This is a genomic window from Pseudomonas sp. 2024-210, assembly GCF_045062345.1.
In the GTDB taxonomy this organism is placed as follows: Bacteria; Pseudomonadota; Gammaproteobacteria; order Pseudomonadales; family Pseudomonadaceae; genus Aquipseudomonas.
The window spans coordinates 112,925-131,151 of record NZ_JBJGEJ010000014.1 but is presented as its reverse complement, the minus strand read 5'-3'; the positions used below and the strand labels follow the sequence as shown (position 1 = coordinate 131,151).

The window sequence follows — 18,227 nt, the reverse complement described above, 5'->3', positions numbered from 1 at the left end:
CCCCACCACCGCCCGAACCCGAAACACCGGAGGTGGATGAGGATGCGGTCAAGGAACCGCCCAAGCCGGTGGAGAAACCCAAGCCCATCGAAAAACCTAAGCCGGTGGTCAAGCCTAAACCGGTGCAAAAGCCGCAGCCGGTCAAACCTGCACCACCTGCCCCGGCCGCACCTGCAGCACCGACGGCGCCAACCGCCCCACCAGCGCCCGCCGCAGCACCCGGCCCGGTCAAAGAAACCGCTGCGGTATCCGGGTTGGCGAGTCTGGGTAATCCGCCACCGGAATATCCGTCTCTGGCTTTGCGCCGCAGTTGGGAAGGCACCGTGGTGTTGCGCATCAAAGTGTTGCCCAACGGCCGCGCTGGCACTGTGGAAGTGACCAAGTCCAGCGGCAAGCAAGCGTTGGATGACGCGGCTGTAGAAGCGGTTCGCAATTGGAAGTTTGTGCCGGCCAAACGCGGCGACACACCCATAGAAGGTTTTGCCACCCAGACCATCGCTTTCAAATTACCGGAATAACCCTGTCGGTTACCGACACTTACTTAGTTAGACACTGTGCGAGGTGTAGCCATGAACGAGTCTCTGTCTTCAATGATTGTCCCTGGGGTGCTGTGGGCACTGGTGCTGTTTTCGGTGATGAGCTGGGCTTTGTTGCTCATCAAGTCATCGCAATACCTGCGTCAGAAATCGCAGAATAACCAATTCAGCAAAGCCTTCTGGGCCGCTCCCGACCTGCTCACTGCCGCGGAACACGCCAGCCAGTACCCAGGCGCTTTAGCGCGCATTGCCAACAGTGGCTTTGAAGCCATGATCGTCGATGACACACCGCGCAATACCCAACAACTGGCGCACACCATCAACCGCTCCGACCGTCTGGAACGCAACCTGCGCCAGCAGATTCAGAAGGAGCGTCGTTCGTTGGAGAGCGGTCAGGCCATTCTCGCCAGTATCGGCAGCACCGCGCCCTTCATCGGTCTGTTCGGCACGGTGTGGGGCATCATGGAAGCTCTGCAAAGTATCGGTGTCAGCGGATCTGCCAGTCTTGAAACCGTGGCCGGCCCTATCGGTCATGCCCTGATCGCCACCGGTGTGGGGATTGCCGTCGCCGTACCGGCGGTGCTGATTTACAACTTCTTCCTGCGCCGTCTGAAACTGGCCTCGGCCAATATGGACGACTTCGCCCACGACTTCGACGCCCTCGCCCAGCGCAGCGCGTTCGCCATCGACCGCCAGGCCATTTCCAATAAGCGCACCGCTGTGCGGGAGGCGAGCTGATGTCTTTCTCAACCCAGGACAACGACGAAGTCCTCAGTGAAATGAACGTCACACCGCTGGTGGACGTAATGCTGGTGCTGCTGGTGGTGTTTATCGTCACCACGCCGATGATGACCAACGCCATCAAGATCAACCTGCCCAAGACTGACGCCGTGGTGTCGGAGCAAAAGAAAGACCCGGTAGTGGTCAGTGTTGATCAGGACGGCAAGTTCTTTTTGGCCAAGAACGAAGTGGCTCCTGAACTGCTGGAAAAAAGCCTTCAGGAAGTGAAAGCCAAGGACCCGGAAGTACGCGTGCAGTTGCAGGCGGATGAAGGGGTCAATTACGGCCAGGTGGCCAAGGCCATGGCTTCCATTGAGCGCTCGGGGATCAGCAAGATTTCCGTGATGACCGCCAAATGAAGCCCTCACCCCAACCCTCTCCCAGAGGGAGAGGGAGCTAAAGGCAAAAACCTATTGGCGCAACGCCACTTATCAACCCCCTCTCCCTTTGGGAGAGGGCTGGGGTGAGGGGTTTTTAACGCCACACGATGCACATGCCGCGCAAGGGCATTTAGCCCATGCAGGGGAGCGGCTTGCTTGAAGAAAGTGTTTTGCCGGGTCGACACAACCCATCTGGAGTCATGAGGGCCAATAAGGCCATTCCAATAAACGTCTAAAAAAGTCGGAAGTAACCATGCAGATGAAGCGTTCAGGTTTTACCCTCAAGCCCCTCGTTGCCAGCTTGCAACGGCATCGATTCGTGCCTCTGTACGTCATGGCGCTGGGGATAAGCGCAGGTCAGTTACAGGCTGCGGAAGCCACAGACGCTGAGGGCTCATCCAGCGCCGTCGCCGTGAGCGCAGACGCGGTTGCCGCACCTGTTACCACGCAACTGGATCGCGTCGAAGTGACTGGCTCGGCCATTCGCCGGGTTGATGCCGAGACCGCGGTGCCCATCACCATTCTGCGCGTCGAGCAATTGCGCAATGAAGGTGTGACCACCACCGCCGAAATCATGCAGCGCGTCACCGGTAACCAAAGCCTGCAAAACGCCGCCAGCTCGGTAGGCAGCTCAACCGGCGGCGCCAGTTTTGCCGACATGCGCGGCATCGGGGCCAACAAAACCCTGGTCCTGCTTAACGGGCGGCGACTGGGCAACAACGCCATCGACGGTTCAGCGGTTGACTTGAACACCATCCCCTTCGCGGCCATTGACCGCGTCGAAGTGCTGCGCGACGGCGCCTCGGCACTGTATGGCACCGACGCCATTGGCGGCGTGATCAACTTCATCACAAAAAAATCGATGACTGACGGTACGCTGTCGCTGGGCGGTGAAGGTGCGGACGCCAGCGGGGGTGGCAGCAGCCACGACCTCAACGCCAGCTGGGGTTATGGCGACCTGGAGAAAGACCGCTTCAACATCATGGGCGTGGTGGGTTACAACAAGCAGGACAGCTTGCGGGCCAAGGACCGCACCTTTACCAGCGCCTATGACCCCGGCCGTGGCCTGGACGGAACCTCCGGCACTGCGTTCCCGGCCAACTACGGCCAGAACGGCGTCAACACCAATCCACTGGCGGGCAGCAACTGCGACGGGCCGGGCCTGGTGTCGCGTCAAGGCGTGTGCCGCTTCAGCACGCGGGACTACATCGACTTGATTCCCGAGACCGAAAAAACCTCATTCTTTGGTCGAGCCACCGGCAAAATTACCGACAAAGACAACGTCAACCTCGAGTACTTCTTTGCGCGCAACAACAATGCCACGTCAGTCGGCCCTGCGCCCCTGACCGGATTGACCATGGACCCGACATCGCCCTACTACCCCGGCAATGGTGTGACCCCCGGCTCTACCATCCCCGGTTTCGATCCGACCCAACCGATTGATCTGAACTGGCGCGAAACCGCTGCCGGCGCCCGCCAATCCAAAGACCAGAACACCAGCCAGCGTCTGGTGCTGAGCTTCGACGGTGTGGCCAAGGGTTGGGATTACAACGTCGGCGCGTCTTATAACCAGAACAAAGTCGTTTCCAGCCTCTCCAACGGCTATATCAGTGACGCCGCCATGATCGACGGCATCGCTGACGGCATCATCAACCCGTTCGGCCCGCAAACGGCTGCCGGGCAGGCGTTGATCGATTCCAGCCGTTACCACGGCCAGTACTCCTCTTCCGTGGGCCGAGTGACGGGCCTGGACGGGCGCATGAGCCGTGAAATCGGCGACTGGTTCGGCGCAGGGCCTTCAGGCCTGGCCATCGGTGGCGAATTCCGTCAGGAGAAGTTCCACCAGAACTACGAGCCTTTTCTCGACGACGTCGGCAGCCTGGGCGTCACCTCGGACGCCAGTGTTCAGGGCGATCGCACCGTCAAGGCGGTCTACACCGAACTGAACGTGCCAGTGCTCGACAGCCTCGAACTGTCTGCCGCCGTGCGCCACGACAAATACAGCGACTTCGGCAGTACCACCAACCCGAAATACTCGTTCCGCTATCAGCCTGTTAAGGAGCTGGTGGTGCGCGGCGCCTACAGTGAAGGGTTTCGCGCACCGTCACTCTACGAGCTGTACAACACGCCCTACACCACTTACACCCAAGGCAGCTACAACGACCCGGTACTGTGCGCAGGCGGTGTCGTACAGCCCGGCGGCAACGCCGGACGCGACTGCGGCCAGCAATTTCTCAACCGCACAGGCGGCAACACCCAACTGTCACCCGAAAAAGCCCGTAACGTGACCGTAGGCTTTGTCTATCAGCCTGTGCGCAACCTGTCGGTGGGGCTTGATTTCTGGTGGATTCATATCGCCAACCAGATTGAGGAGTTCCCTGAGTCCACCGTATTCGACGAGGCAGGTGCGTACGCCGACCGCTTTGTGCGCAACGCCGATGGTTCGCTGGCCTACGTGCAGACCGGCCTGTCCAACCTGGGTGCGGTTAAAACCAGCGGTGTCGACGTGTCAATGGACTACAAATTCCCCAACACCCCTTACGGCCAGTTCGGCTTGGGCCTGCAGGGCACGTATGTCTCGCGCTACGACTACCAGACCACCATTGGTGGTTCGTACACCGACCGCGCCGATGCGTTTGAAGGCACGGGCGTAATTTCACGCTGGAAGCACGTACTGAGCGGTACCTGGAACCTGGGCGCGTACCGTGCCTCGTTGGTCAACCGCTTCACCAGCGGTTATGACGACTACGACACCGAGACTCACTCCCGTGTAGCGTCTTACACGCTGTGGGACATCTCGGGCGGTTACACGTTCGACAAAACCGTGGACCTGGACGTGGGGATCAAAAACATGTTTGACCGCAACCCGCCGTTCACCAATCAAACCTACAACTTCCAGACCGGATACGATCCACGTTATGCCGATCCAATGGGCCGTACTTTCTTCGCCCGTGCCACTTACCATTTCTGAGTGAGCACCGGTGCTGGCACACTCCTGCCAGCACCGGTTTAACTGCGAAATCGCGACCCTGCCGCTGTTTAACGCGCACTGCGGCGGGGATTTTTCCAGGCAGTCAACGGTTCAACACGCGGTACAAGGAAGCCCCATGATGTCTGCATTTTTCCTGCCCCTGCTCCGCTCTCTGTGGGTACCCGTGCTGTCATGCGTGTGCCTGAGCGCTAATGCTGCGCCCAGCCAGGCCATGACGGTCTATGGCGAAGCGCCCAAATATCCAGCCAATTTCCAGCACTTCGACTACGTCAATCCACAAGCGCCCAAAGGCGGCTCATTGACTCGTTCGTCCATGGAAATCGGCCAATACAACTACATCAGCCCTTATGTGGATCAAGGTACCGGTGTCGCGGGGATCGATCAGTGGGTGTATTCGCCTCTGGCGTTCCGCTCACTGGATGAGCCTTACACCGTCTACGGGTTGGTGGCGCAAACGATGGAGCGCGATCCTGACGGCCTCTGGGTGCGTTTTTACCTAAACCCCAACGCCCGTTTTGCCGACGACACCCCCATCACCGCGCAAGACGTCGCTTTTACCTACAACACCCTCATGACCAAAGGCAGCCTGAGCTATCGCATGCTCTATGGCGAGGTCAAAGACGTGGTCATTGAAGGCCCGTTGCAAGTGCGCTTCGACTTCAAGAGCGACCAAAACCGTACATTGGCGCTGGACCTTGCGAGCATGCGAATTCTGCCGCAACACTGGTGGCAGAGCCGTGACTTCAGTAATGGCGGCGGCTTTGAGGCGCCGCTGGGCAGTGGCCCGTATGCCGTGTCACGGGTCGATCCGGGGCGCAGCATCACCTTTGAACGCAACAAAAACTGGTGGGGCAAAGACTTGCCGGTGAGCAAGGGCCTGTACAACTTTGACCGCCTGAGCGTGAATTTCTACTCCGACACCGACGTGGCCCGCGAACTGCTCAAGGCCGGTGCCTTTGATTACAACCGCGAATTCTCGGCCACCGGTTTCAGCATCGGCTATGAAAGCCCCTCGCTAAAAGATGGTCGCCTGCAAAAAGGCATCTTTGCCAAAGATAAACCGGGTGCAGCTCAAGGCTTCGCCTTTAATTTGCAAAATCCTTTTTTCCAGGACCGCCGAGTGCGCCAGGCGCTCAGCCTGCTGTGGGATTTCGAGTGGACCAACAAACAGATGATGCGCAATTTTTATGTGCGCCAGCAGAGCTACTGGCCGAAGAGCGAAATGGCCGCCACCGCCCTGCCCGATGCCCGTGAATTGCAGATCCTCGAACCGTTGCGCGGCAAAGTCCCGGATGAAGTTTTCACCCAAGTCTATGCCGCGCCCAAAACCGATGGCAGCGGCTATATCCGTGACAAACAGCTGCAAGCGCTGGCCCTGCTCAAAGAAGCCGGCTGGACGGCCCATAACAACACGCTGATCAACGCACAGGGCGAGCCACTGCGCTTCACCTTCCTCGACGGTCAGGGCGGCTTTGACCGCATGATCCTGCCGTATAAGCGCACCTTGTCCCAGATCGGCATCACGATGGACATCCGCAAGATCGACTCGGCCCAATACATCAACCGCCTTAACGCCCGCGACTACGACATGATCGTGGTCGGCTTCCCTCGCAACGGTCAGCCTATCGTCTCGCCGGGGCGTGAAATGTATGACATGTACGGCTCGCGCAGCGCCACCCAAGTGGGTGCCTCCAACGCCTTTGTATTGCGCGACCCGGCGGTGGACAGCCTGATTGACGGGCTGGTGCAGGCCAACAGCCGTGATGACATGGTGCATTACGCGCGGGCCCTCGACCGCGTCCTGCAATGGGGCTACTACATGATTCCCAATTACTACTCGGTCGGCACCCCGACCGTTTACCAGAACCGTTTCGGCATGCCGCCCTCTGGCCCCAAGTTCGATGAGGGACTGGACACCTGGTGGGAAGTCAGCAAAACCGCGCAAACCAACGCCGCGGTGAGCGGTGCAACGTTGGAGGCTCATTGACATGCTGCATTACATCAGTCGACGTTTACTGCTGATCATCCCCACCTTGCTGTGCATTCTGGTGGTCAACTTTCTGATCGTGCAGGCCGCGCCCGGCGGCCCGGTGGAACAAGCCATTGCGCGTTTGCAGGGCTTTAGCGGCGCCACGGCGGGCGGTGGCTCTCGCGACATGGGTGCCAGCAGCAGCAGCGGCGTCAGCCGCAGCAGCCGTGGCCTTGACCCGGCATTGATTGAAGAAATCACCAAGCACTACGGCTTCGACAAACCCATGCATAAGCGTCTATGGCTGATGCTCAAGAACTACGCGCAACTGGACTTCGGCACCAGCTTCTTTCGCGGTGCCAAGGTCACCGACCTGATCCTGCAAAAGTTGCCGGTGTCCATCTCGCTGGGATTATGGGCCACCCTGATCACCTACCTGATTTCAATCCCTCTGGGCATCCGCAAAGCCATCCACAACGGCAGTGCGTTCGATGTCTGGACCAGCACCGCGATTATCATCGGCTACGCCATGCCAGCGTTCCTGTTTGCCATTTTGCTGATCGTGGTGTTTGCAGGCGGCAGTTACGTCAGTTGGTTTCCGGTGCAGGGCATGGTCTCCGAAAACTTCGACAGCCTGAGTTTTTTCGGCAAGATTGGCGACTACCTGTGGCACATGGTGCTGCCCGTTTCAGCGCTGGTGATTGGTGGGTTTGCCACGCTGACCATCCTCACCAAAAACAGCTTCCTCAACGAAATCAGCCGCCAATACGTGGTCACTGCCCGAGCCAAGGGCCTGACCGAACGCCGTGTGCTGTACGGCCACGTGATGCGCAACGCCATGCTGCTGGTAGTCGCTGGGATACCCCAGGCCCTGATTGAAGTGTTCTTTGCCGGTTCCTTGCTGATCGAAACCATCTTCAACCTCGACGGTATTGGCCGCATGAGCTACGAAGCCGCCGTGTCACGTGACTACCCGGTGGTGTTCGGTACCCTGTTTCTGTTCACCCTGTTCGGTCTGTTGATCAAGCTGATTGGCGACCTGTGCTACACGCTGCTCGATCCCCGTATTGATTTCTCGGCGAGGACTGCCTGATGTTTACCCTCTCTCCTCTGGGCCGACGCCGCCTCAACCACTTCAAGGCCAACCGCCGCGGCTGGTGGTCGTTATGGATCTTCGTGGCATTGTTTGTGGTGTGCCTGGGCGGCGAACTGATCGCCAATGACAAACCGCTGGTGGTTCACTACAAACACCACTGGTACTTCCCGCTCATTTCTAACTACGTCGAAACCGACTTTGGCGGCGAGCTTCCCTTTGAGCCCGACTACAGCAGCGAGTACGTGCGTAAGCTGATTACCGAGCAGGGCGGCTGGATGCTCTTCGCCCCCATCCCGTTCAGCTACGACACCGTCAACTACGACCTCACGCAACCCGCGCCCAGCCCGCCCAGCGCCAGTAACTGGCTGGGGACCGACGATCAGGCCAGGGACGTGCTGGCCCGGGTGATATTCGGTGCGCGCATTTCCATCCTGTTTGCCTTGATCCTGACCGCCATCAGCGCCTTGGTGGGCATTACTGCTGGCGCGCTTCAAGGTTTCTACGGTGGGCTGGTCGACCTGTTTGGGCAACGGGTGCAGGAAATCTGGGCCGGTTTGCCGGTGCTGTACCTGCTGATCATCCTGTCAGGCTTTGTCGCGCCGAGTTTCTGGTGGTTGCTGGGGATCATGGCGCTTTTCAGCTGGCTGGCGCTGGTGGACGTGGTGCGCGCTGAATTCTTGCGTGGCCGCAGTCTGGAATACGTCAAAGCAGCGCGGGCCCTGGGCTTGACCGACGGTGCACTGATGCGCCGACACATTCTGCCCAACGCCATGACCTCCACCCTGACCTACCTGCCCTTTATTCTGACTGGCGCCATCGCCACCCTCACCGCCCTGGACTTCCTGGGTTTCGGCATGCCACCGGGTACCGCCTCGCTGGGCGAACTGATCGGTCAGGCCAAGCGCAACCTGCAAGCGCCCTGGTTGGGTCTTACCGCGTTTTGTGCGTTGGCATTGATCCTGTCGCTTCTGGTATTTATCGGCGAAGCCTGCCGCGATGCCTTCGACCCCCGGACTTGAATAATGAGCACTGAAATGAGCGAAAACCTGATTGAAATACGCGACCTGCGGGTTGGTTTTGGCGGCAAGGAAGTGGTTCACGGCATCAACCTCGACATCCGTCGCGGCGAGTGCCTGGCGCTGGTGGGCGAGTCGGGTTCCGGCAAGTCAGTGACCGCGCACTCAATCCTGCGCCTGCTGCCCGGCAAGGACGTGCAGACCCAAGGCAGCATCCGCTATGACGCAATGGATCTGGTGACGGCCAGCGACAGCCAATTGCGCAGCTTGCGCGGCAACCGGATCGCGATGATTTTTCAAGAACCGATGACCTCGCTCAACCCGCTGCACACCGTGCAAAAACAGATCAGCGAAATTCTCATCACCCACAAAGGGTTGAAAAACCGCGCTGCTCGCGCCCGCACACTTGAACTGCTGGAACTGGTCGGCATACGAGACCCGCAACAACGCCTCAACGCCTACCCGCATCAACTGTCCGGCGGGCAGCGACAACGGGTGATGATTGCCATGGCGCTGGCTAACGAGCCGGAACTGTTAATCGCCGACGAACCGACCACGGCGCTGGACGTGACCGTGCAACAGAAAATTCTTGAACTGTTGATCGACCTGCAACAGCGTTTGGGCATGTCGTTACTGCTGATCAGCCATGACCTTAATCTAGTGCGTAAAATCGCCCAGCGCGTGTGCGTGATGCGTGGCGGCGAAATTGTCGAGCAAGCCAGTTGCCAGAATTTGTTCCGAGAGCCAAAGCACCCCTACAGCCGCATGCTCATCGAAGCCGAACCCAGCGGTCATCCGGTCAACAGCGAATACCGGCATAACCTGCTGGAAGTCGACAACCTCAAAGTCTGGTTCCCGTTGCCCAAGCCTTTGTTCAGCCGTGAGCGGCAGTACATCAAAGCGGTAGACGGGGTCAGTTTTGAACTAAAAAAAGGCCGCACCCTTGGCATCGTCGGGGAGTCTGGCTCAGGCAAATCCACCTTGGGTCAAGCGATATTGCGGCTGGTGGACAGCGAGGGCGACATTCGCTTCGCCAACAAACACCTGAACCTGCTCAACCAGAACCTGCTGCGCCCTTTGCGCAGGCAAATGCAGGTGGTCTTTCAAGACCCGTTCGGCAGCCTCAGCCCGCGCATGTCTGTGCAGCAAATCATCAGTGAGGGATTACTGGCCCACGGTATAGGCACCGTGCAAGAACGCGAGGCGGCGGTGATTCGTGTCTTGCAGGAAGTGGGGCTCGACCCGGAGAGTCGCCATCGCTACCCCCACGAATTTTCCGGAGGCCAGCGCCAACGGATCTCAATCGCCCGTGCGTTGATCATGGAACCGGCGTTGATCTTGCTGGACGAACCCACCTCGGCGCTTGACCGCACGGTACAGAAACAAGTGGTTGACCTGCTGCGAGACCTGCAAGCCCGGCATGGCCTGACGTACCTGTTTATCAGCCATGACCTGGCCGTGGTGCATGCACTGGCGCACGACATGATTGTGATCAAGGATGGCAAAGTGGTGGAGCAAGGGGATGCGCATTCGATCTTTGCCGATCCGCAACATCCCTATACGCGGGAATTGTTGCAAGCCAGCAGTTTGAAAGCGCCAGAACGGGCGGTAGACGCCGTATTGGCATAACGGCATAACGCAGGTGCAAGTGCAGTGCTCTTGCTCTTGCTCTTGCTCTAGCCTTGCTCTTGCCTTGCTTTTGATTTTGATCTTGATCTATCGCCCCGTCGGGAGGCCGAGTAGAGGTTCTGCGTAGTGGGTCGACCGGCATGGATGCCGGGAGAGCCGTGTTGGGCCATGGATGGCCCGTCACGGCGTGCCCACGGAGCGGAACCGGAGCGAGGGAACTTGAGCGCAGCGAAAGCCGTACGTAGGGGCAAGGCCTTTTTGCTTACTTTTGTGGCTGTTTGACAAAAGTGAGCCGCCGTAAGGGCGGAACCCGTAGAAATAATTAACACATCCAATGGATATGTACTCAGTACTCCCGTTATAAAAACCGCGTACATATCCATTTCATGTCTCACGGCTCTCTGCGGGTTACGTCCTTACGGCGTGTCACTTTGCAAAAGCCGAGTGTCGGACCATAACAAAGTAACCAAAATGCTTCCGCCCCCGCGTACGGCCCTCGCTTCACTCAGGTGTCCCTCACTCCGGCCCCGCTCCGTGGGCACGCCGTGACGGGCCATCCATGGCCCAACACGGCTCTCCCGGCATCCATGCCGGTCGACCCACTGCGCAGAACCACCACTCGGCCTCCCGATGGGGCGGCAGATCAAAAGCAAAAGCAGATCAAAAGCCGATAGCAATCTGACTCAGGCACCGGGAGTGTCGCAGCGTCCAACATCTACCGCGTTCCTCCACCACGCCTGACTGGCCAGACCGTCCTGTATCTTCTGCTCTTGAAGGGCCAACGATGCCTGCCAAACACGCATTTTTTCATCGATAACCTGCACCAGCACCTTCTCCTGGCGCATCACGGCAAAGAGTTCTTGCTGTATGCGATCAAGGGTTTGCTCAGCCAGTTTCAACTCGCGCACCTGCAAGTTATTCATGGCGTGCAAAGTCGCTTTGTATTGCTGCACGTTATGGCGCTGCAAGGGCGTGCTGGTAGAACTGTTGACGTCGCACAGACGGGTCAGCGCGGCAATATTGTTGCGATAACGCTGGCAGAGATTTTGTTGATACGTCACCCGGCCCATCACCTGACGCACTTGCAGGGCTCGCAGCCCGGCCAGCCGGTTAAGCACTCTGATGCGGTCTTTCATGCCTTGCGCACTCCTCTGCCTATGCCTTACCTGACAATGATTTGCAGCGTTTCGATGCAGGCTTTCAATTCGGCGCTGGCGCCGACGTCCTGACGCAAGAAACGCTCAAGGTTGGGTGCCAGTTTCACCGCTCGATCCGTGCTGGGGTCCATTCCCGGTGTGTAGCCGCCCAACGGAATCAATTCCCTGATGCCGTCATACAGGCTGGCGTATTCCTTGAACTGGCGGGCGGCGTTGAGGTGTTTTCGGTCAGTGATCTGGCTCATGCAGCGGCTCACCGAAGCCGCTATATCAATGGCCGGGTAGTGACCGACATCGGCCAGCTTGCGCGACAACACAATATGACCGTCGAGGATGGCCCGGGCACAGTCGACTATCGGGTCTTGATGATCATCGCCTTCGGCCAGCACGGTGTAGAGCGCACTCAAGCTGCCCGTTGCGCGCTCGCCATTGCCTGCGCTTTCAACCAGTTCGGGCAGCATTCCGAACACTGAAGGCGGGTAGCCTTTGGTCGCTGGGGGCTCGCCAAGTGCCAGGGCAATTTCGCGCTGAGCCATGGCATAGCGTGTCAGGGAGTCCACCAGCAACAGCACGTCATGCCCCTGATCGCGAAAGTAAGCCGCAATGCTGTGGCACAACTCGGCGGCCTTGAGGCGCATGAGCGGTGACTCGTTGGCCGGAGCCACCACCACTACGGCCTTGCGCAACCCTTCAGGGCCAAGCGAATGCTGAATAAACTCCTGTACTTCCCGCCCCCGCTCACCAATCAACCCGACCACCACTACATCGGCTTTGGTCTGGCGGGTGATCATGCCCAGCAGTACGCTCTTGCCCACACCGCTACCGGCAAACAACCCTACACGCTGCCCTTTGCCCAGTGTCAGCAAAGCGTTGATGGCGCGCACGCCCACGTCCAACGGCTCGGTGACCGGCTGGCGCTTGAGCGGACTGACCTTGGGCAGTTCGGTGGTCAGGGTATCTCGCCCGCTCAGCTTGCCCCCCTCATCGATCGGCTCGCCCAGTCCGTTGAGGACCCGGCCCAGCCAGGACTCATCAATCTGCAAGGCGGCATCATCGCGGGCCGGGAACACGCGCGAACTGGAACTCAAGCCCAAGGGCTTTTTGAAGGGCATCAAGTAGGTAATGTCACGGTTGAAGCCCACCACTTGCGCATCCAGCAGGCTGCCATCGGCCTGTTCGATGTAGCAGCGCTGCCCCGTCACCCGCTGGCAGCCGATGCTTTCGAGCAGCATGCCCGACATGCGTACCAGCCTGCCGCTGACTTTGGCCAGTTGCACAGCGTCCAGTGAGCGTAACGCCTCGTCCAGCTTGAACCGTTTGAGCACGGTCATTCCTCTATCAGGTGCAGGTGCTCGCTGAGGGTTGTAACGCACGCATCCAGGCGTTGCTGGCAACCCACATCGACCTCCGCTTGAGGGGTGACGATGCGGCACTCGCCCAGGGCCAAGGTGTCATCGGCCACCAGACGCCAGGCGGCGGCGCGATCAGGCGCCAAATCCTTGATGCGGGCAAACTCTTGCGGGTGCAACTGGATGTGCACGTCTTCAGATTCCAGCGCCATGCCTGACAACGCCTCTTCGGCCAAGGTCAGCAGTTGCATGGGGCTCAAGGTCAACTCACAACGGATTACCTGCTCACTGACCTTCTTCACCAGCGCCAGCAATTCTTCACGGCGTTTGAGCTCGAACTCGGCCATGAAGGTACGCAACAGGTTATTGGTCGCTTGCAGCGGCGCACTGGCTTGATCGAACGCCAGACGGCCATCTCGCTGTCCTTGAGCCAACCCTTGCTTGAGCCCCTCTTCATGGCCCGCGGTGAAACCCTGCTGATGGCCTGACTCGCGACCTTGGGCCAGACCTTCCAGGTAGCCTTTTTCATTGCCTTCCTGAAAACCCTCGGCGATGGCACGCTGAAACGCAATCGGGTCATTGATCAGCGCTTGCGCCTCAAGGTCAGGCAAAGGCGAAAATCGATACGGCCGCCACTCAACGCTGGCGCCTTTTACCACTTTGATCGACACGCGATACCCCTCACTCAACCGTTTGCTCACGGAATAACTGCACAGGCAAACCGCCTTCAGTCGCCATTTCACGGACGATCGCCATGATCTCTTTGCGCACTTGCTCAACGCGGCTGCGGGGCACCGGCCCCTGCCTGCGGTTCTGGGCTTCCATCTGCTGCATCTGGCGGCGCGGCATCGCGCCTTGTATCGCCTTGACCAAGGCCGGCTCTGCCCCCTTGAGCGCTACGACCCATTCGCTTAACGGGATGGCCTCGAGCAAGGTTTGCAGCACGTCCTGGTTTTGCCGAGAGAGAATGAAGAAGTCATACATTTCATCTTCAATGCGCTCCACCAACGTCGTGTCCTGAGCACGCAGCAGTTCAAACATCTGCTCTCGGTCGCCCTTGTAACGGTTAAGGATGTCGGCCGCCTGCTTGACCCCGCGCACCTGGGAGCCTTGCGTGGACAGCACCGACAGGCTCCGTTCGATCAGTTGCTCCAGCTCCTTGATCACATCGCTGTTGATTTCGCTGAGGTTGGCGATGCGATACAACAGCTCGTCGCGGCGCCAGTCCGGCATGTGTTCAAGCACTTCGCTGGCCATGCCCGGCGGCAAAAAGGCCAGGAAAACGGCCTGCATTTGCGCATGTTCATTGGCGATCAGGGTGGCGAACTGTTTGGGGTCAACCCATTCCAGCTTGACCATTTTTGCGCGTATTTCTTCGCCATAGATGCTGTCAAGCAGGCTGCGGGTGATGTCACTGCCCAAGGCTTTACCGAGCATGCCCGACAGGTAGCTGCGCGAGGCACCCTTGATGCTGCTTTGCTCTTTGTAGTCATCGAAAAAACGACAGATGACTTCCGATACCATCGGTTGTTTGACATTACTGAGGCGCGCCATCGCCTGGCTGATAATCACAATTTCTTCGCGGGAAAAATGCTTGAGCACCCCCGCACACACGCCGTCACCCATGCTCAGCATGAGAATGGCCGCTTGTTCGAGTGAGCTCATGCTGCGGTTCTGCACCGTACGTGCGCGCAGTTCCTGCATGACGTCAGTTGGCTGAGGGGAAACTGCTTTCATTGCGACCTATCCATTGTTTGATCACTTCCGACACGCGTTCGGGGTCATTTTCAGCCAGCATCTGCAAGTGTTCGACCTGTAGCTCAAGCCCCGACCCTGCCGCTGGCAGTTGAATTTCGGACAGCGGGTTCAGCTCGCCCAGCATGCCGGATCTATTCTGGGCAGCCAGGCTTGGGGGCAATGCCCGGTGATCGCTCTCGTTGCCCACCTTGAGCGGGTCATGAGCCAGCACGTTTTGCGCCTGCGTGCGCCCCATCAAGCGCGACAGTGCCGGACGCACCACCAGCAACAGCAGCAATAGACTGACAAGCGCGATCACGCCCAGTTTGACGAGTTCAAGGAACGTCTCCTGCTGCCACCAGACGGGGGGAGCAACAGACAAGTCCGACGCCGCAAAAGGGAACACACTCAAGGTCAGGACATCGCCGCGAGCGGCATTGAAACCCACCGCACTTTTTAACATCGCCTCCAGTTCTGTGCGGGCAGCAGGCGGCCAGCCGCCATCTGCTTCACTGCTGCCATTGAGCACCACGGCAATGCTTTGGCTGCGCACGTTGAAGGGTGAGTGTTTGACGTGGGTGACGCTCTGGTCGTAATCCAGCTTGCGGTTCGACTCCTTGCGCAGCGAGGTGGTGCCTTTGTCGGCAGTCGCCGGCGGTGTGCCGACCGCAGGTGCGGCGCCCCCGGAAGGCGGCACCGGGCGATTACTGAGCGATCCCGGCACGCCCAGCGCCAGCTGGTCGAGCACGCTTTCATCGCGCAGCTCTTCGTTGCGCAGGTGCGGAGTGGGACCGAACGCCTGAAGGGTTTCTTCTTTATGGCTGAAGTCAATGTCGGCGGCCACGCTGATCCGATAGTTGCCATTGCCTAAAATAGGCGCCAGCACCTGTTCGGCATTGCCCGTGACCCGCTGCTGATAGTCTTCGACCTGCTGGCGGCTCTGCTGCGGCCCGGTATCGCCCTCCGTGAGACCACGGGACAACAGAGTGCCGTACTGGTCAACCACACTGACGTCTGCGACTTCAAGCCTGGGGACGCTGTTGGCCACCAGCCGGGCAATCGCACCCACCTGTTCAGGGCCGAGTTTGGCGCCCGCGTTCATCTGTACCATCACCGAGGCCTTGGCAGGCTCACGATGACTGATGACGAATGAATTGCTCTCTTGCAACGCCAGGTGAACACGCGCGCTATCAATCCCCTTGAGGCTCATGATGGTGCGAGCCAGCTCGCCTTCCAGGCTGCGCTTGAGCCGCACATCCTGCACAAACTGGCTGGTGCCCAGAGGCTCGTCCTTATCGAACAGGCCGTAACCGACCGGCACCGCCACCTGCACACCCTTGGCACTGAGCAACATGCGTGCACGTGCAAGGTCACTGTCGCGGACCAGAATCTGGCCGCTTTGCGGGTGTAGCTGGTAAGCGATTTGATCAGCATCCAGCACCTGCATCACCTGTGCCGCAGGATAGGCTTCGCCAGCACCATAGAGCGGGCGCAGTGAACCCTGATCGCGCCACAGGTACATCACCGCGCTGATCGCCAGCAGCGCCGCGACACCCGCCATCAAACCCAACGCAACCCGCGGGTCAAGTTTGAACCCGGCGAGCAGCGCCCTGAATTTTTCGTTGATTGTTTGCAGCACGTCAGCAGCACTCATTGTCGTTACACCGGCATTCTCATCACGTCATCAAATGCCGTGGTCAATTTATTGCGCACTTGCAACAACGCGCTGAACGCTACGCTCGCTTTCTGGCTTTCAATCATCGCGCCCGCGAGGTTGTCGCTCTGCCCGCTGTCCACCGCGGCCATCGCCTTGCTCGCCACATGCTGCTGGGCGTCGACCGCTTTAAGCGCCTGATCGAAGGCCAGGCCAATGCCTGCTTCTGCGCCTTGATCAAACAGGGCTGACGGTTGGATGACGGGGTTTTGCAGCAGGCTTGTGGCCTGCTCCATCTGGCCCAACATCTGTTGCTGGACACTCTGGATTGAGGTCATGAGGAAAGTCTCCATCGCTATGGCCAAGGGGAGTTACATTTAATGAACAGGCTCAAACCGGCATCGGTACGCCCTGATCGCGCATGGCGCTCAGACGATAACGCAGGGCTCGCGGGGTCATGCCAAGGCTCTGCGCAGCCTTGCTTTTGTGGCCGTCGCACTTGCGAATGGCATCCAGCACATGTTGGTACTCAGCCCATTTACCGGTAGCACGCAACGCGGCTTTGCCGTGGGGCAAGTTGCTGTCGGGCAGAACGGCAACGGTGTCTTGCTGGAGACTGCAAAGCCCCAGGTCGCGGGGTTGAATGAAGAGTCCTTTGCGCAACACCAAGGCACGTTGCAACGTGTTTTCCAACTCACGCACATTGCCCGGCCAGTCGTGTTGCAAGAGCACCTGACAGGCCTCGTCCGTGAGCAGGTCATCGCGATGTTCCTGCGGTGCGTACTGACCAATAAAGCGTCTGGCCAAGGCCAAAATGTCTTCTTTGCGCTCACGCAACGGGGTGATGTGCAAGGGCAGCACATCAAGGCGGAACATCAGGTCGGCACGAAACCGACCCGCGCTCACTTCGCCGCTCAGATCGCGGTTGGTGGCGGCAATGATGCGTACATCCAGGGTGATTTCTTTTTGCCCACCGAGTCGTTCGACACGCTGTTCCTGGAGCACGCGCAGCAATTTGGCTTGCAAACCCAGCGGCAACTCACCGATTTCATCCAGCAGCAACGTACCGCCATTAGCCATTTCGAACTTGCCCGGCTGCACGCTGACAGCCCCGGTAAAGGCTCCGCGCTCGTGACCAAACAACAATGATTCGAGCATTTGCTCGGGGATGGCGGCGCAATTGACGGCCACAAAAGGCGTACTCTCCGTTGAAGAGAACTGATGGATATAACGCGCCAACATCTCTTTTCCGGTGCCCGTTTCGCCCGTGATCAGGATCGGCGCTCGCGTACCTGCCAGCCGCTGGGCCATTGCCAGCAGGCGTCGACTGGCCGTGGAACAGGAGATAAAAGTGTCCTGCACACTGGCCGACGCGGCTTGACGCTCCAGCAAGGCTTTTATTTGAGACGTGCAGAACGGGGCTAACAGGTAATCGACGCAGCCGCTGTCCATCAAGGCCGCCGCCCTGTCCTGCTCGGCGTATTCGACAACAGGAATCACACTGATATGCGCGGCGCGACGAATCAAATGAACCACATCGGTGTGCAATAACTGCGGGTTATAACCGCTGACCACAATAAACACTAACGTGGCAGCTGCGAGAGAAGACGGCCCAAGTTGCGCACAACTTTCATGGCACTCAACCGTTCGCTGTTGCTGTGTCAAACAATCAACCAGTTTTGAATAGCCACGGCACTCCGGGCGCCCGACAACAATGACAGCCGACGACTTCGCCGCTGTTTTAGAGTGCCCAACACTGGAATAACTCAACACACTATTGACTGATCTCACCGCAAATACCCGCTCTATAAATCGCCTTGCCTCAGGCGGTTGACAGACATGCCCGAAGGCAGATTCATGACACTTTTATTGCGCTGCACCGCACTAAGTATGTAGGTGAGTGATTTACAGCGACGACGCTGGCGAACATTA

The 18,227-nt window shown here is 58.9% G+C and carries 15 protein-coding genes; 8 read left to right on the top strand and 7 right to left on the bottom strand.

The window, feature by feature from the left end; genetic code table 11:
- The 8 genes from ACI7MX_RS18190 to ACI7MX_RS18155 all read left to right on the top strand — a co-directional run.
- Window positions 1-518, top strand: a 518-nt coding sequence (locus ACI7MX_RS18190) for an energy transducer TonB (protein ID WP_405634593.1), incomplete at its 5' end; no start/stop codon positions are given.
- 51 nt (window positions 519-569) lie between these two features.
- The gene (locus tag ACI7MX_RS18185; protein ID WP_314483937.1) at window positions 570-1,274 is read left to right on the top strand and encodes a MotA/TolQ/ExbB proton channel family protein; all 705 of its coding nucleotides are present in this window, start codon (window positions 570-572) and stop codon (window positions 1,272-1,274) included.
- Window positions 1,274-1,675 carry a biopolymer transporter ExbD gene (locus ACI7MX_RS18180; RefSeq protein ID WP_314483939.1) on the top strand — a complete coding sequence of 134 codons (402 nt, stop codon included), beginning with the start codon at window positions 1,274-1,276 and terminating at the stop codon, window positions 1,673-1,675. Before ACI7MX_RS18185 ends, ACI7MX_RS18180 begins: the two co-directional genes overlap by 1 nt.
- Before the next feature lie 274 nt (window positions 1,676-1,949).
- Entirely contained in the window at window positions 1,950-4,667 is a 2,718-nt protein-coding gene (locus tag ACI7MX_RS18175) for a TonB-dependent receptor (protein WP_405589758.1), read from the top strand.
- Window positions 4,668-4,806: 139 nt separating this feature from the next.
- The gene (locus ACI7MX_RS18170; RefSeq protein ID WP_405589791.1) at window positions 4,807-6,675 is read left to right on the top strand and encodes an extracellular solute-binding protein; all 1,869 of its coding nucleotides are present in this window, start codon (window positions 4,807-4,809) and stop codon (window positions 6,673-6,675) included.
- 1 nt (window position 6,676) lies between these two features.
- On the top strand, window positions 6,677-7,750 hold the full coding sequence (locus tag ACI7MX_RS18165) for a microcin C ABC transporter permease YejB (RefSeq protein ID WP_405589755.1): 1,074 nt from the start codon (window positions 6,677-6,679) through the stop codon (window positions 7,748-7,750).
- Window positions 7,750-8,772 (top strand): ABC transporter permease, encoded by a 1,023-nt coding sequence (locus ACI7MX_RS18160; RefSeq protein WP_405589752.1) that lies wholly within the window; start codon window positions 7,750-7,752, stop codon window positions 8,770-8,772. The genes ACI7MX_RS18165 and ACI7MX_RS18160 overlap by 1 nt, the downstream gene beginning before the upstream one ends.
- A gap of 15 nt (window positions 8,773-8,787) precedes the next feature.
- Window positions 8,788-10,398, top strand: coding sequence for an ABC transporter ATP-binding protein (locus ACI7MX_RS18155; RefSeq protein WP_405589788.1), 1,611 nt, complete (start codon window positions 8,788-8,790; stop codon window positions 10,396-10,398).
- Between the two features lie 683 nt (window positions 10,399-11,081).
- On the opposite strand, the gene ACI7MX_RS18150 is transcribed toward ACI7MX_RS18155, so the two are convergent.
- Genes ACI7MX_RS18150 through ACI7MX_RS18120 form a run of 7 tightly spaced genes read right to left on the bottom strand, consistent with a single transcriptional unit; the run spans window position 11,082 to window position 18,065 of the window.
- The gene (locus ACI7MX_RS18150; protein ID WP_405589749.1) at window positions 11,082-11,534 is read right to left on the bottom strand and encodes a flagellar FliJ family protein; all 453 of its coding nucleotides are present in this window, start codon (window positions 11,532-11,534) and stop codon (window positions 11,082-11,084) included.
- 26 nt (window positions 11,535-11,560) lie between these two features.
- The gene (gene fliI, locus ACI7MX_RS18145; protein WP_405589746.1) at window positions 11,561-12,886 is read right to left on the bottom strand and encodes a flagellar protein export ATPase FliI; all 1,326 of its coding nucleotides are present in this window, start codon (window positions 12,884-12,886) and stop codon (window positions 11,561-11,563) included.
- Window positions 12,883-13,575, bottom strand: a complete 693-nt coding sequence (gene fliH / locus ACI7MX_RS18140) for a flagellar assembly protein FliH (RefSeq protein ID WP_405589743.1) — start codon at window positions 13,573-13,575, stop codon at window positions 12,883-12,885. Before fliH ends, fliI begins: the two co-directional genes overlap by 4 nt.
- A 10-nt stretch (window positions 13,576-13,585) precedes the next feature.
- Window positions 13,586-14,641 carry a FliG C-terminal domain-containing protein gene (locus ACI7MX_RS18135; RefSeq protein ID WP_405589740.1) on the bottom strand — a complete coding sequence of 352 codons (1,056 nt, stop codon included), beginning with the start codon at window positions 14,639-14,641 and terminating at the stop codon, window positions 13,586-13,588.
- Window positions 14,613-16,280 (bottom strand): flagellar basal-body MS-ring/collar protein FliF, encoded by a 1,668-nt coding sequence (gene fliF, locus ACI7MX_RS18130; RefSeq protein WP_405589785.1) that lies wholly within the window; start codon window positions 16,278-16,280, stop codon window positions 14,613-14,615. Before fliF ends, ACI7MX_RS18135 begins: the two co-directional genes overlap by 29 nt.
- 20 nt (window positions 16,281-16,300) lie before the next feature.
- Complete coding sequence (locus ACI7MX_RS18125; RefSeq protein WP_314483955.1) at window positions 16,301-16,633, bottom strand: flagellar hook-basal body complex protein FliE; 333 nt, start codon at window positions 16,631-16,633, stop codon at window positions 16,301-16,303.
- Window positions 16,634-16,685: 52 nt separating this feature from the next.
- The gene (locus tag ACI7MX_RS18120; RefSeq protein WP_405589782.1) at window positions 16,686-18,065 is read right to left on the bottom strand and encodes a sigma 54-interacting transcriptional regulator; all 1,380 of its coding nucleotides are present in this window, start codon (window positions 18,063-18,065) and stop codon (window positions 16,686-16,688) included.
- Window positions 18,066-18,227 lie beyond the last annotated feature (162 nt).